Annotated in this window: 16 protein-coding genes; 5 read left to right on the top strand and 11 right to left on the bottom strand. The window is 74.2% G+C overall.

Translation table 11 applies throughout. From position 1 onward, the window contains the following. Positions 1-74 precede the first annotated feature (74 nt). Positions 75-527, top strand: a complete 453-nt coding sequence (locus AC2RP6_RS08160) for an iron chaperone (protein WP_486445578.1) — start codon at positions 75-77, stop codon at positions 525-527. A 42-nt stretch (positions 528-569) separates the two neighbouring features. Here AC2RP6_RS08160 and AC2RP6_RS08155 read toward each other — a convergent pair whose 3' ends face one another. The 3 genes from AC2RP6_RS08155 to AC2RP6_RS08145 all read right to left on the bottom strand — a co-directional run bounded on the left by AC2RP6_RS08155 (position 570) and on the right by AC2RP6_RS08145 (position 2,574). Then, positions 570-1,004, bottom strand: a complete 435-nt coding sequence (locus AC2RP6_RS08155; protein WP_486445577.1) for a hypothetical protein — start codon at positions 1,002-1,004, stop codon at positions 570-572. Positions 1,005-1,367: 363 nt separating this feature from the next. Beyond that, a complete protein-coding gene (locus AC2RP6_RS08150; RefSeq protein WP_486445576.1) occupies positions 1,368-1,826 on the bottom strand; it encodes a GNAT family N-acetyltransferase in 459 nt (152 codons plus the stop codon). A 337-nt stretch (positions 1,827-2,163) separates the two neighbouring features. Then, positions 2,164-2,574: a VOC family protein gene (locus AC2RP6_RS08145; protein ID WP_486445575.1), complete on the bottom strand. Its 411-nt coding sequence runs from the start codon at positions 2,572-2,574 to the stop codon at positions 2,164-2,166. A gap of 192 nt (positions 2,575-2,766) precedes the next feature. Here AC2RP6_RS08145 and AC2RP6_RS08140 point away from each other — a divergent pair, with 192 nt between their 5' ends. Beyond that, positions 2,767-3,429: a DUF4232 domain-containing protein gene (locus AC2RP6_RS08140; protein ID WP_486445574.1), complete on the top strand. Its 663-nt coding sequence runs from the start codon at positions 2,767-2,769 to the stop codon at positions 3,427-3,429. Positions 3,430-3,460: 31 nt separating this feature from the next. Beyond that, on the top strand, positions 3,461-3,715 hold the full coding sequence (locus AC2RP6_RS08135) for a DUF5133 domain-containing protein (protein WP_486450256.1): 255 nt from the start codon (positions 3,461-3,463) through the stop codon (positions 3,713-3,715). On the opposite strand, the gene AC2RP6_RS08130 is transcribed toward AC2RP6_RS08135, so the two are convergent. Beyond that, positions 3,673-4,677 carry a nucleoside hydrolase gene (locus AC2RP6_RS08130; protein ID WP_486445573.1) on the bottom strand — a complete coding sequence of 335 codons (1,005 nt, stop codon included), beginning with the start codon at positions 4,675-4,677 and terminating at the stop codon, positions 3,673-3,675. The genes AC2RP6_RS08135 and AC2RP6_RS08130 overlap by 43 nt on opposite strands. Before the next feature lie 196 nt (positions 4,678-4,873). On the opposite strand from AC2RP6_RS08130, the gene AC2RP6_RS08125 reads away from it, so the two are divergent. Next, positions 4,874-5,653: a VOC family protein gene (locus tag AC2RP6_RS08125; RefSeq protein ID WP_486445572.1), complete on the top strand. Its 780-nt coding sequence runs from the start codon at positions 4,874-4,876 to the stop codon at positions 5,651-5,653. Between the two features lie 19 nt (positions 5,654-5,672). On the opposite strand, the gene AC2RP6_RS08120 is transcribed toward AC2RP6_RS08125, so the two are convergent. The 5 genes from AC2RP6_RS08120 to AC2RP6_RS08100 all read right to left on the bottom strand — a co-directional run bounded on the left by AC2RP6_RS08120 (position 5,673) and on the right by AC2RP6_RS08100 (position 11,798). Further along, on the bottom strand, positions 5,673-7,556 hold the full coding sequence (locus tag AC2RP6_RS08120) for a siderophore-interacting protein (protein WP_486445571.1): 1,884 nt from the start codon (positions 7,554-7,556) through the stop codon (positions 5,673-5,675). A 132-nt stretch (positions 7,557-7,688) separates the two neighbouring features. Beyond that, positions 7,689-8,750, bottom strand: a complete 1,062-nt coding sequence (locus AC2RP6_RS08115; protein ID WP_486445570.1) for an ABC transporter substrate-binding protein — start codon at positions 8,748-8,750, stop codon at positions 7,689-7,691. 11 nt (positions 8,751-8,761) lie between these two features. Further along, positions 8,762-9,613: an ABC transporter ATP-binding protein gene (locus AC2RP6_RS08110; RefSeq protein WP_486445569.1), complete on the bottom strand. Its 852-nt coding sequence runs from the start codon at positions 9,611-9,613 to the stop codon at positions 8,762-8,764. After that, complete coding sequence (locus tag AC2RP6_RS08105) at positions 9,610-10,740, bottom strand: FecCD family ABC transporter permease (protein WP_486445568.1); 1,131 nt, start codon at positions 10,738-10,740, stop codon at positions 9,610-9,612. Before AC2RP6_RS08105 ends, AC2RP6_RS08110 begins: the two co-directional genes overlap by 4 nt. A gap of 5 nt (positions 10,741-10,745) precedes the next feature. Continuing rightward, positions 10,746-11,798, bottom strand: coding sequence for a FecCD family ABC transporter permease (locus AC2RP6_RS08100; protein WP_486445567.1), 1,053 nt, complete (start codon positions 11,796-11,798; stop codon positions 10,746-10,748). Between the two features lie 142 nt (positions 11,799-11,940). Between AC2RP6_RS08100 and AC2RP6_RS08095 the strand changes: the two genes are divergently transcribed. Next, entirely contained in the window at positions 11,941-12,780 is an 840-nt protein-coding gene (locus AC2RP6_RS08095) for a helix-turn-helix transcriptional regulator (protein WP_486445566.1), read from the top strand. Positions 12,781-12,787: 7 nt separating this feature from the next. Here the strand turns inward: AC2RP6_RS08095 and AC2RP6_RS08090 are convergent, their stop codons facing one another. Further along, complete coding sequence (locus AC2RP6_RS08090) at positions 12,788-13,234, bottom strand: DoxX family protein (protein WP_486445565.1); 447 nt, start codon at positions 13,232-13,234, stop codon at positions 12,788-12,790. Positions 13,235-13,317: 83 nt separating this feature from the next. Beyond that, entirely contained in the window at positions 13,318-13,950 is a 633-nt protein-coding gene (locus AC2RP6_RS08085) for an isochorismatase family protein (protein WP_486445564.1), read from the bottom strand.

Below are 13,950 nucleotides of genomic sequence, written 5' to 3'. Positions count from 1 at the left end.
GTGCGACTGCCGGTGCGCCGGGATAAGGTCCCCCCACGTCCCGCACGTGCGAGTACTCAAGGGGGAGATCAGCCATGAGCAGTACGGAAAGCGCCAGACACGAGGGGTTCACGGCCGAGGAGCGGGCCGCGATGAAGGACCACGCCCAGGAGCTGAAGACGGCGGCGCGGCGCGGCTCGCGCGCGGACAAGGCGGCGGCCGCCGAACAGGACGTGCTCGCGAAGATCGCCGAGATGCAGGACTTCGATCGGATCATGGCCGAGCGCGTCCACGCCGTCGTCAGGTCCAGTGCCCCGTCGCTCGCGCCGAAGCTCTGGTACGGGATGCCGTCCTACGCCCTGGACGGGAAGGTCGTCGTCTTCTTCCAGAGCGCGGAGAAGTTCAAGGCCCGGTACGCCACCCTCGGGTTCAGCGACCTGGCGAAGCTGGACGAGGACACCATGTGGGCGGCCGGCTTCGCCCTGACCGAGGTGACGCCCGAGGTGGAGGAGCGGATCGCCGCGCTCGTGAAGCGGGCGGTGGGCTGAGCGGCGGCCGCGCGGACCGGCCCGGTCCGCGCGGCACCGGCGTCAGTAGGTGGGGCAGATGTTGGCCTGCACGGTGGCGAGGATGAGCGCGCTCTTGGTCGGGCCGAAGCCGCCCGGGTGGCCGGGGCCGGTGAAACGCTGCTCGACCTGGGCCACGCGCTTGGTGGGATCCTTCTCGTCCTTCATGGCGGCGCACTGGTCGCGTCCGCGGCTGATGGCCTTGTCCTCCTTGCCGTTCACGATCTCGGGGTCGATGCCGTTGAGCGTGGCGAGGTAGATGGTGCGCTTGTCGCCGGTGGGCTCGGGCGGCACGCCAGGGGCGTCCGCGGGGCCGGTGGCCGCGGTGGGCGCGGCCGACGGGGTCGTGGCGACCGGCGTGGGTCGGGCGTCGGTCTCGGGCTCGGGTTCGCTGGTGCAGCCGGTGAGGACGAGGAGCGTGACAGCGGCCAGCAGCGTGACGGTTTGAGGTGTGCGCATCAGGACATGGTGGGTGCCGAGTGGTGCGGATCGTGTGCCCTGTGACGCACCTGTGACGCGCGATCTCACGGCAGGGCGGTCCGTGGGGCACCGTCACGACCACCGTGCGGCCGTCGGGGTCGGTGAGCGCGTGCCGGCCGGGCGTGAGCCCGTCGCCCGCCGGCGCAGTCAGAGCGAGGCGCGGGGCGCCGGTCTCCGGCCGGTGCGTCGCCGGTGAGAGCTCCGGCACGGCTCCGTCGGTGAACGTCGCCGCGTCGTGCTGCGGGCCGCTGTCGTGCTGCTCCGGTACGAGGCCGGGCCCGAGGCCGGCGCAGCCGGTTGCGCCGCCGTGACGGGGCGCGGGCCCGAAGCCGCTCCGACCGGTCAGGGGCGGGCCGGGGGCATGTCGTAGGTGACCCACATCGTGCGGGTGGCCACCTGGTCGTACTTGGCCCTCGCGCGGTGGTTGTCGTCGGCGGTGATCCAGCGGACCACGCTCCAGCCCCGCTCGGCCGCGCGCTCGCGCAGGGCGCCGAGCAGCAGGTCCGCGGCGCCCGAGCCGCGGTGTTCCGGGGCCACGAAAAGATCGTCGAGGAAGCAGCCGGTCGTCGCGGAGAGCGGCCGGGCGAAGGGGCGGTAGTGCGCCAGGCCGAGGAGCCGGCCGGCGGAGTCCTCGGCCACCAGGGCGCTGACCTCGTGGTCCGGGTCGGTCACCCACGACCACACCGTGGCGGCGGCCTCCTCGGTCTGCTGCACCTGGTAGAAGTCGGCGTAGCCGCGGTACAGGGCGCGCCACTGCGCGAAGTCCCCGGGCCGTACGGCGCGCACGGTGATGTCGGACATGGGGCTGGACTCCTGGGATCGAGGGGTGCGGAGAATCGATCATGCGGGAGTCCGGCCGGTGGGGCAGCTGCCACGGTGTCGAAACGGGGACGGCCGCATCGCCACCGTGGACGATGGCGCCCGGCGCCCGGCCCGCTTCCTTCACCCGGGCGCTGAAGACGCCGGCACGGTCGTCCGAGGGATGACCGCGCACCATCTCATCAAGGACGCCTACCGGTTCAGGCGGGCGACGCGGTGCGCGTGCATGCGGGTGCCGGTGGCACGCGGACGCGCTGCCACACCGCGCCGGGCGGAGCCCCACCCGTCAGCCGTGTTCACAATTTTGCGGGTCACACACCTAGGGGGTGCTGATGTTGACGAGCCAGGTGATGCCGAAGCGGTCCGTGCACATGCCGAAGACGTCACCCCACATCTGCTTCTCCAGCGGCACCGAGACCGTGCCGCTGCCGGAGAGCCGGTCCCAGTAGCCGCGCAGCTCGGCGTCGTCGTCGCCGCTCAGGCTCACCGAGATGTTGTTGCCCGGGTCGTGCCGGGTCCCCGGAGGGTTGTCGGCGCCCATGAGCGTGAAGCCGCCGGTGGTCTCCAGCATGCCGTGCATGATCTTGCCGGCTGCTCCACCGGCGTCCGCGCCGCCGAAGTCGCCGTACGTGTTCAGCGCCAGCGTGCCGCCGAAGACCTCCTTGTAGAACTCCATGGCCTGCCGGGCGTCACCGTCGAAGCTGAGGTACGGGTTGAGTCGCGAGGGCATGACGTGTTCCCTTCGTGCTGTTCTGCGGTGGTTCTCAGGTTAGGCCAGGCGGCAGCGGCGCGCCGGTAACCGTGGTGGACTCGGCAACGCCCCGTCACCAAGCTGTGAAGCTTCGGCGGGATCCTGGTGCCAGGCCCGCCGGAAAAGGCCCGGGCCGGCCCGCGCTCGTCGCGCCTCATCAGGGGGAACACCATGAGCACCGTTCGCAGAACCGCCGTCGCCCTCGCCGCCCTGTCCGCGCTGGCCCTGACCGCCTGCGGGCCCACCGGGGACGACGCCGCCGGGGGCACCGGCACGCCGTCCGCCGGCACGACCCCGAGTGCGACCGCGAGCGCGTCCCCGTCTGGTTCCGCCGCGCCGTCGACGTCCGCGACGCCCGCGGCCAAGCCGTCGAAGTCCGCCGGGTCCCCCGGCGCGGGCGCCCCGACCGACCCCGACTTCGACGTCTTCCCGTGCAGCACCCACGACGTGACCGCCAGCGTGAGCCTCGCGGAGCCCACGACCAGCAGCTACCTGCTCAAGATCACCAACAAGGGGAAGAAGGCGTGCCGGGCGCTCGGGCACCCGGTCGTGACCTTCGGCGGTCTCGACGGACAGGCCACGGAGCGGGGCAAGGCCCCCGGCATCGAGGACGCGATCCGGCTGGAGCCCGGACAGAGCGCCTACGCCGGGCTCATGGGCGGCGCCGTCGACGGCACCGGCAAGACCGTCGACTCGATCGCCATGACCATGAACACCGAGTCCGATCTGGCGCAGACCCCGCTCAAGGCGGCCACCCCGGGCCTGTACGTCTCCGCCACCAAGAACTCCGTGACCCCCTGGGTGGACAACGCGGAAGACGCCCTCAGCCTGTAAGGGCCCTGCCGGCGACGCTGCTCGGGTGACCGTGAACCGGCGAACGCCCGACGCACGTCCGCCGGTTCGCGGTCAACGCGGGCACCTGAGCCGTCTGCGGGACGTGCGCCGCCGTACCCTGGCCGCACCGGACGACCCCGCGCTGCGCGCCGCGTTGGGGCACGCCGCGCACACGCTGTGCGTGCTGATGGGCCGGCGCGACGCCCACGGCGCACTGCTCGCCGCCGAGGAGCGGGTGGCCGCTCACCGGCTTCCCCCGTACGCGGCTCCGGGCGGCCCCGCCTGATCCGCGCCCCCGCCGCCCAACGTCGCCACGGCCGCCAGCAGCCGGTCCCAGAACAGGTCGGCGCGCAGTGCGACGGCCACCCGGGCGTTCGCCGGCCGTCCCAGCGTGCCGTGCAGGTCCACCACGGTGGCCCCGCGCGTGTGCCGGCCGTGGAGTTCGACGGCCACATGGGCGTCCACGCAGGTCACCAGGGCGGGGTCGATGACCCGGGCGACCGCGACCGGGTCGTGCACCGGTGGCGAGGGGAAACCCCACAGCCGCCGGTAGGTCCCGGCGAAGAAGCCCAGCAGCTCGGCGCAGATCCGCCCGAGGCCGGTGTCCAGGGCCTCGAACCGGGCGACGACCTCGGGCGTCGCGACGGCCTGATGGGTGACGTTCAGCCCGCACATGGTCACCGGTACGCCGCTGCGGAAGACGATGTGCGCGGCCTCCGGGTCGGTGTGGATGTTGAACTCGGCGGCCGGGGTCCGGTTCCCCCGGTCCGTGGACCCGCCCATCAGCACGATCTCCCTGATCCGGCCCGCCAGCTCGGGGTACCGGGTCAACAGCAGGGCGATGTTCGTCAGCGGCGCCGTGGGCACCAGGGTGACCGGCTCCGGGTGCCCGGCGAGAACGCGCCGCAGCAGCTCCACCGCGTGCTCGGGCTCGGCCGTCAGGGACGGTCGGGGGAAGCGGGGGCCGTCCAGCCCGGACACCCCGTGCACGTCCTCGGCCACCCGCAGCGGCTCCACCAGCGGACCCGCGCACCCGGCGGCGACCGGGACGCCGGTGATGCCGGCGACGGTGCACACCCGCAGGGCGTTCAGGGTGGTCTTCTCCACGGTCTGGTTGCCCGCCACCGTGGTGATCGCCAGCAGGTCCACCGCCGGGTCGCCCGCGGCGAGGAGGATCGCGAGGGCGTCGTCGTGCCCGGGATCGCAGTCGATGACGACGGGGACCGGGACGGGAACGGCAGCGCTCACGACGGACACCTCTCCTCGGACCGCCGCCTGCGCGGCGCGGGCCACCTGGTCGGCTCCCGCGTCCAGTGTGCGCACCGAGACGCCCGAAGGGGCGCAGAATGGCCGGTTTGACCGGGTTGTGTTAGGAGTGGGTCCGGTGGGGCAACCGCCCCTCGACGGGCCCGGACGCCGGGGCGGAGACCTGAGGAGCGGTGCGATGACCACGAACAGCCGTGACGTGTTCGGGGCGCCCTGCTGGGTCAACCTCACGGCCCCCGGACTCGCGGAGGCGGAGGAGTTCTACGGCGGCGTCCTGGGCTGGACGTTCCGTGCCACCCGGCTCGGCGAGAACTTCCGCGTCGCGCTGCTCGACGGCAGGCCCGTCGCTTCCGTCGGGGCACTCGGCCCGACGTCCGGCGTGCCGACCGCGTGGACGCCCTACTTCGCCGTCGACGACGCGGAGGTGACCTCGGCCCGCGTGCGGGAGCGGGGCGCGACGATGGCGGTCGGGCCGCTCGCCTTCGCCACCGGCAGGGCGGCGCTGGCCGCCGACCCGTCCGGAGCGGTCTTCGGCTTCTGGGAGGGCGAGGTCGTCCCGGAGTGGCACGCCGGGCAGGAGGACGCCGCGGCCTGGGTCGAGCTGCGCACCCGCGACGCGTTCGCCGCCGCGGTCTTCTACGGGGAGGTCCTGGACTGGGCCTGCGACCGGCCCGGCTGCTGCGACGTCGCGTACGAGGACGACCACGTGGTGGTGCGCCGGGGCGGCCAGACCGTCGCGCGGATCGACGCCGGAGCCGTGGAGAACGCCCCCGACCCGCAGGTCCGGCCCCGCTGGCACGTCCACTTCGCCGTGGCCGACCTCGACGGCGTCGTCGACCGGGCGGTCCGCCGCGGCGGCGCCGCCGCGACCCCCGTACGGTCCACCGGGGCGGACCGCCGGGTCACCCTCCGGGACCGGACCGGGGCCCTGTTCACCGTCAGCGAGGCCGTCGGCTGAGCCCCGCCCGGCGCCGCCGTCAGCCCGCCGGAGCCAGCTCCCACAGCCGGTGGTCCCAGCCGATGTCGCGGCGCGAGGCGACGCGCAGTCCCGCCAGCGCGGCCAGCCGCTCGAAGTCCGACTCCGCGCGCACGCCCGAACCGAACGCCGCCTTCAGGCGCAGGTGGTGCAGGGCCGCCTCGGTGTCCAGCTCGATGCCGTCCGCCCCCTCGACCTGTTCGACCAGCAGCAGCGCGCCGTCCCCGGGCACGGCGGCCGCGTGCTCGCGCAGCGCGAGCACCGCGTCCTCGTCGGGCAGCTGCTCCAGCAGCCTGCACAGCAGTACGGTGCGGTCGCCCGCCGGGACCGCCCCGCTGGTCGGCACCAGCTCCACGCGGTCGCGCACGGCGGAGTCCAGCACCCGGTCGGCAACCGTGCGCAGCGCCGACGGCAGCCCGGCCACGCGGACCCGCAGGCCGGGGAAGGCCGCGGCGAGGGAGCCCGCCACGGCGCCGGCACCGGGGCCCGCCAGCGTGACCGACTCCGCGGCGGCCCAGTCGTACCCGGTGCGCACCCCGGGGGCGATCCACAGCGCTTCGTCCTCCACGGCCTCCCGCGCGGACGCGCCCAGCCGCTCGTCCGCGGCGAGAGCCACGGCGAGAGGGGCGCCGGACGCGGTACGGAACCCGGCCCGGCCCGTGCGCAGCGTCTCGTGCAGGCCGGACAGCGACAGGTCCAGCGCGGCGTGCGCCCCGCGCAGGTCGTACTCCTCCAACGAGTGGTCGTCCTCGACGAGTTCCTCGCCGACCGGGGTCAGCCGGTAGCCGTCCGGGCCGGCCGCGAGGACCTCCAGCTCGACGAGGTAGGCGAGGAGCGCCGCCAGCGTCCGCGGGTCGGTGCCGGAGCGGTCGGCCAGCCCGGCCGCCGTACGCACGCCCTGCCAGACCAGGTCGACCAGTCCGACGGTCACCGCCGCCCGGATGGCCAGGCCCGGTGCCAGGTCGGTGAGTTCGTGCAGCCGCTCGTGCGGGTCGACCTCTTCGGTGGCGTCGGCGGGCTCCGCCTCCGCGGCCCCGGCGGCCGGGACGGCCGCGGGCACGGCCGGCACGGGCGCGTCGGTGCGCCGCCAGTAGCCGGTGATGTGGGTCTGCTCGCGCGGCACCTTGCGCTCCACCGCCAGGTGGCGGCGGATGCCCTTCAGGGTCACGGCCTCCCCGGCCGCCCAGGCGAAGACGGTGCCGGGCAGCCACTCCATGGCGCGCACGGCGCGCTCCAGCAGGTCGGTGGTGCCGGCCGGGGCCCCGTCGCGCACCAGCCAGGTGACCTCCGCGTCGGCGCGGGTGGGCAGGTCCTGGCGGTGGCTGTCCTCGCCGACCTCGATGAACACCCGGGCCCGGGTGCCCTCGGGCATCTCCGCCAGCCAGCGGCCGATCGCCGGGAGCGCGGTCTCGTCCCCGAGGACCAGCAGCCAGTCGGCGCCCTCGGGGTGCCGGTGCGACATCTTCGGGCCGGCGATCCAGGTGACGTCGCCGGGCACGGCCGCCCGCGCCCAGGCCGAGGCCACTCCGCCGGCGTGGTTGACGAAGTCGAAGTCGATCTCGCCGGCCCGCGGGTCGTAGCGCACCGGCGTGTAGTCCTTGGTCAGCGGCCGGGCGTCGGCGGGCCAGTCCAGGCTGGAGACGTTCTGACCCGGAAGCACCGGGGCGTCCGCGCCGTCCTCGGCGAAGAAGAACTTGACGTGGTCGTCGAAGCCTTCGCTGCTCAGTTCCGGCAGGTCCAGCCCGTCCTTGTGGAACGCTCCCAGCTGGGGGCCGCCCAGGGTGACCCGCCGCATGCCCGGCGTCACGTCGGCGACGCGCAGCACCGTCAGCTGCCGCAGCACGATGGGGAAGGTGACGACGGAACGGGGGTTGCGGGTGGACATGACGGGCTCCTCACGTGGCGGGACTTCGGTGGTGTGCGGCCGGCGTACCGCCGGCCCGGCCGGTCCCGCGGCAGCGGGGACCGGCCGGGCCCTACGGTCCGGCCCTGACGGCGCGGCGGCCGTACGCTCCGGCTACTGGCCGGCGACGGCCTTCTGCAGCAGCGGCGTCAGCTGCTCGGTCGCCCACGACGCGTTGAGCGCGTCGGGGTAGGCGATGGCGGAGGCCAGGTTGTTGTCCGAGGGCACCACCTGGAAGTGCTTGCCCTTGACGGCGTTCAGCGACTGGAACAGCTTGTTGCCCTCCAGCTCCGCCGGGCTGATCACACCGCGGTCGCCGAAGGGGTAGGTGACGAGCAGGACGTCGGCGTCGAGCTGGTCGAGGTTCTCCAGGCTGATGCCGTTCTTGTCGGGCCCGTAGTTCTTCGCCTTGTCGGTCTTGACGAAGCCGAGCTTCTCGAAGACGCCCGGGTCCTGGGCCCCGTAGGACATGAAGCTGATCTGCTCGGGGTGGACGACCGCGTAGGTGTACGTCTTGCCCTTGAACTCGGGGTGGGCGGCGGCCGCGTCCGCCGTGGTCTTCTCGCTCGCCCTGATGACCTCCTCGGCCCGGGCCTCCAGGCCGAGGGCCTGGGCGGCCCGGCGCAGGCGCTCCTGCCAGGTGAGGGTGTCGGCCTGCGGCTTGTCGGTGTAGGTCACGACGGGGGCGATCGGCGCGAGCTTGGCGTAGTCCTTGTCCATCTCCCAGGTGTTCATGCCCAGGATGATGTCGGGGGCCTCGGCGGCGATGGCCTCGTAGGCGGTGCCGTCGGTGTCGTCGTACGTCTTCAGCTTGCCGGCCTTCAGACCGTCGATGGCGCGCTGCTTGAACTGCGGTACGGGGGAGCCGTCCTCGACGTCGGGGGTGATGACCGGGACGATGCCCAGCGCGAGGGCGATCGAGGTGTCGCCGTCGGAGACGGTGGCGACCTTGACCGGCTTCTTCTTGACCTCGGTCGTGCCCCAGGCGTTCTTCTGGCTGACGGTCTTGAAGGAGCCCTCGGCCCCGGCGGAGGCGGCCGGCTTGTCCGAGCCCTTGTCGTCGGTGCCCCCGCCGCACGCGGCGAGCAGGGCCAGCGAGAGCGCGGCGGCGGTGGCGGTGGCGGCGCGCCGCAGACGACGGGCGGGGGTGGTGCGGGTTCTGGCGTGGGTGGACAAGGGGGTTTCTCCTATGCGGGGTTGCGGTGCCGGCGGCCGAGCGGGAATATCTGCGGCCGGTCGGATCGGGGGTGGGGGACGACGAGGCAGTCGAGGCCGAACACCTCGGCGACGGTCTGCTCGGTGAGGACCTCGTGGGGGCTGCCCCGGCGGACGATCCGGCCGTCACGCATGGCGACGACGGTCGAGGCGTACAGGGCGGCCTGGTTGAGGTCGTGGGAGACCAGGACGATGGTCCGGCCGGTCTGCTCGTTCAGGTCGGCGAGCAGGTCCATGACCTCGATCTGGTGCGCGATGTCGAGGTAGGTGGTGGGTTCGTCGAGGAGCAGGGTGGGGGTCTCCTGCGCCAGGGCCAGGGCGATCCACACGCGCTGGCGCTGGCCTCCGGAGAGCTGGTCCACGGGCCGGCCGATGAGCTCGGCGGTGCCGGTGGCCTCCAGGGCCTCGGCGACGACCATGTCCTCCGCGGGGTTCGCGCGCTGCCCGAACCGCTGGTGCGGGTGGCGGCCGCGGCGGACCAGGTCCCCGACGGTGATGCCCTCGGGGGCGATCGGGGTCTGCGGCAGGATGCCGAGGCGGCGCGCGACTTCCCGGGTGGGGAGCGCGTGGATGTCCCGGCCGTCGAGGAGCACCGCGCCGGAGGCCACCGGCAGCAGCCGGGCCATGGACTTCAGCAGGGTGGACTTGCCGCAGGCGTTCGGGCCCACCAGGGCGGTGATCCGGCCCGGTTCGATCTCCAGGGACAGGTCGTCGACGACGGTCCGCCCGTCGTAGCCCGCGGTCACCGCGCGGGCCGCCAGGGCGGACGGGGCGGGCGGGGCGGGACGGTCCGCGGCGGGGTGGTCCTTGACGGGGTGGCTCATGAGGGGGCTCCTTGCCCGCGGCGCAGGATCAGCAGGACGAAGTAGGGGGCGCCGATCAGCGCCGTGACGGCCCCGGTGGGCACGGGTGAGATCACCGGGCCGTGCTGGGCCAGTACGTCGGCGGCCAGGACGATCACCGCTCCGACCGCGGGGGCCAGGGCGAGGGCGCGCTCGGTGCCGGCGAGCCGGGCCGCGACGGGACCGCTGACGAGGGACACGAAGCCGATCGGGCCGGTGACGCTCGTCGCCAGCGCGGCCGCTCCGGCGCCCAGCAGCAGGGCCGCCGTGCGCGCCGCGCCCACCCGGGTGCCGAGGCCGGAGGCCAGGTCGTCGCCCAGGGACATCGAGGCGAGCGGGCGGTACAGCCCGGCCGCGCAGGTCCCGCAGACGGCGAGGGCGACGGCGAGCGTGGTCACCCCCTCCCAGGTGGCGCCGCTGACGCTGCCGACCAGCCAGCGCATGACCTGGGCCAGGCCCTGCTCGCCGGCCATCGTGAACAGGTAGTTGGTGTAGGCGGTGGCGACGGCGGCCAGGCCGATGCCGATGACGACCAGCCGGTGGGTGTCCACCGTGCCGCCCTGCCGGCTCAGCAGCAGCACGGCGCCGACCATGACGAACGCCCCGGCGACGGCCGCGGCCTCCACCCCGTAGGGGATCGCCGGTACGAGGAGCAGCACGGTGACGGCGCCGGCCCCGGCCCCGGCCGAGATGCCGACCACGTCGGGGGTGGCCAGCGGGTTGCGGATCAGTCGCTGGTAGAGCGCGCCGGCCAGTCCGAACAGCGCGCCGCCCAGCAGGGCCGCGAGGGCCCGGGGCAGCCGGATGCGGTGGATGACGTAGTCGGCGAGCCCGGTCCGCAAGCCGAACGCGGCGGGCAGCACGTCCCCGGCGGGGATGTTGCGCAGCCCGCCCAGCAGGACGGAGGCCCCGAGCAGGGCCAGGAGCATGAGGACGAGCAGGATCCAGGCGCCGGCCAGCCGGCGGTTCGCCGCACGCCGGGCGGCGGCCAGCAGTGCGGCGGTGGCGGCCGGCCCGTCGCGGCGTACCGGCGGCGCGGAGCCGGGGTCCGTCTGCGCGGCGGTGCGGGACGGGGCGGGCCCGTCCGTGAGCACGGGGTTGTTCGACATGGCCCTCACATCCGCACCAGGTCGCGGCGGCGGGCGAGCCACACGAAGAAGGGCGTTCCGACGATGCCGGTCATCACCGACACCTGCACCTCGCCGTGGTCCAGGACCACCCGGCCCACGGTGTCGGCGCCGATGAGCAGTACGGCCCCGCAGACCATCGACAGCGGCAGCGACCAGCGGTGGTCGGAGCCGACGAGCATGCGCGCGACGTGCGCGGCGACCAGCCCGACGAACGCGACCGGGCCGACGGCGGCGGTGGCGGCCGCGCACAGCAGCACCGCCACGGCGGCGCCGGCCAGTTGGGCCCGCTCCACGCGGACGCCCAGCCCGCGGGCGGTGTCGTCGCCGAGGGCCAGCACGTTCAGGGTGCGGCCCAGGGGCAGGGCGAGGAGCAGCCCGGCGATCACGAAGGGGGCGATCTCGTCCAGTACCTGGGCCCGGCCGGCGAGCTGCCCCACCGACCAGAACCGCAGGCTGGAATACACCACTTCGTCGCGGACGACCAGCAGCGTGACCACGGAGGCGAGGAGCGCGGCCACCGCCACCCCGGCGAGCACCAGGCCGAGCGTGCTGCTGCCGGTCCGGGTACGGGTGCCGATGAGGTAGACGGCGGCGGAGGTGACGGCGGAACCGGCCAGCGCCAGCCAGAAGAACCCGCTCGCGTCGTTCACGTCGAGGAGCAGGATGCCGAGCACCACGCACAGGGCCGCGCCCTGCTGCACGCCGAGGATCCCGGGGTCGGACAGCGGGTTGACCGTCAGGGCCTGCATGACCAGGCCCGAGGCGCCGAGCGCGGCGCCGACGGTGAGCCCGAGCAGGGTGCGTGGGATCCGCTCGGTCCAGAGCACGTCGTGGTCGTAGCCCGTGCCGAACGGATCGAACAGGATCCGCACGACGGACGCCGGCGCGATGTCGCGGGCGCCGAAGCCGATGCCGGCGACCACCACCGCCAGCAGGATCAGGCAGGCGAGCAGTACGACCGGGGCGCCGCGCGCGGCACGGGTCCGTGCGACGGGCGGCGGGGGCGGCGCCGCCACCGGCGGGGCGGATGGGTTCATGGTGGTTCGGGGGCTCCTCACCGGGTTCCACTGGACGGAAGTTAGGTTAGCCTTACCGCAGTGGCAGTCGGTCCAATGCCGGAGGCAGACCGATCGCAGTGAGGGGTCAGATTCAGGCCCTGCCACGTACGGGAGGGAACGCATGACCACGATGACCGCGCACACGACGTCGGACGGCACGCGCCGCACGACCACGCCGCACCGGCGTCCGCGGCCCCGCGCCACCGCGAACCGGCGGCCGGAGCCCGCGCCGGCGATGCCGGCGGTGCTCGCCGACGACAGCCTCATCACCACGGGCGGACACCCGCCGCACGTCCACGACTTCCACCAGTTCCTGTACGTGCCGCTCGGCGCGATCACCGTGTCCGCCCTCGGCCAGGACCACGAACTGACCGCCTCCGTCGCCCTCTGGATGCCGGCGGGCGTCGTGCACAGCGCCCGCTTCGGGCCGGACGCGGTGGTGGTGTCGGAGTCGTTCGACGCGGTGCGGTTCGACCTGCCCTACGCCGAACCCACCCCGGTCAACGTCACGGACGCCCAACGCGCCCTGCTGCTGGGCCGGATGCGCAGCAGCACGGCCGAGCCGGACGACCCCAGGGCGTTCGCCGTGCTGGCCGCCGCGCACCCGGACAGCCTGCCGCTGCCGCAGCCGGTCAGTCCGGCCGCCCTCGCGGTGGCCCGCGGCCTGGCCCGCGATCCCAGCGACGGCCGCACCGCGACCGAGTGGGCGGCCGGCCTCTACACCAGCTCCACCAGCCTGCGCCGGGCGTTCCGCGCGGAGACCGGCATGGCGTTCTCCGAGTGGCGCACCCGGCTCCGGCTCAACCACGCCCTGTACCTGCTGGATCAGGGCCAGTTGGTGGGGCTGGTCGCCGCCCGGGTCGGCTTCGTGAGCACCAACGGATTCATCCTGGCCTTCCGCCGGTACTTCGGCCGTACCCCCGGCTCCTACGTCCAGCAGCAGGCGCCCGGTTCGCCCTGACGGGGCGTCACACCCGGCTCGCGGACGTGGCCGGGGTGGCCTCCGCCCCGGTGCGCCGCCCGCCCGCCACCCGGTCCAGGGCGAACGCGCCCGGACCGGTGAAGACCAGCAGCAGGAAGGCCCAGCAGAACATCGCCGAGGACTCTCCGTTGTTCTGCAGCGGCCACAGCGCGTCGGCCTGGTGGTGCACGAAGTAGGCGTACGCCATCGCCCCGGACGCCAGGAACGCCGCACTGCGCGTGCCCGCGCCCAGCAGCACCAGGCCGCCGCACACCAGCTGGATCACCGCCGCGTACCAGCCGGGCCAGGCCCCGACGGGCACGGTGCCGCCGCCGTGCGCCCCGCCCAGCACGCCGAACAGCGAAGCGGCGCCGTGGCAGGCGAACAGCAGACCGATGACGATCCGGAACAGGCCCAGGGCGTAGGGCTGTACGGACGAGAGACGCTCGGACATGGGGAACTCCTCAAAGGGGGACGTGGGGGCGAGCGGTCGGTGGTGGGGGTGAGGGACGGACGGGGTCCGGTGGGGACCGGAGGTCACCAGGCGGCGGCGACCCGGTCGGCGGCCGTGACGTGGGCGCACCGGCCGGCCGCGTACTCCAGCGCCATCCGGTGGTCCCGGGCGGAGAAGTCCGCGACGGCGTCGGCCACCACGAAGGCCTGGATGTCGCGCATCCACGCGTCGGCGGCCGTCAGCAGCACACCGATGTGCGCGTACACGCCGGTGATGACCAGCTGGTCACGGCCGAGGGCCGCCATCCGCTCGGCCAGGTCGGTGCGGACGAAGGCGCTGTACTTCCACTTGGTGAGCACGCTGTCCGGGGACGAGGGCGTCACAACTTCCGGGATGGCGGCGGCCGTCGGGTCCGCGGGCAGCCCCGGCCCCCAGAAGTCCTGCTGGAGGCCGCGTTCTTCGGCGCTCTGGCCGCCGCGCTGCGCCGTCCACAGCACGGGTACCCCGGCCCGCTCCGCCGCGGCGCGCAGCCGGGCGACCTCCCGCAGCAGGGCGGCGACCGTGGGCGAATCCTCGCCGTACGCGGACAGGAAGTGGTTCTGCAGGTCGTGCACGAGCAGCACCGACCGGGCCGGGTCGGGCTTCCAGCCGACCCGGTTGGCCGGCAGGTCCTCCTCGGCCGGCAGGGGATAGGCGTCGATGCGGGGGAGAGCCAT

It is taken from the genome of Streptomyces sp. WAC03905 (assembly GCF_057371075.1).
Note: the sequence above shows the minus strand (reverse complement) of the source record. Positions and strands in the feature narration are given on the sequence as shown.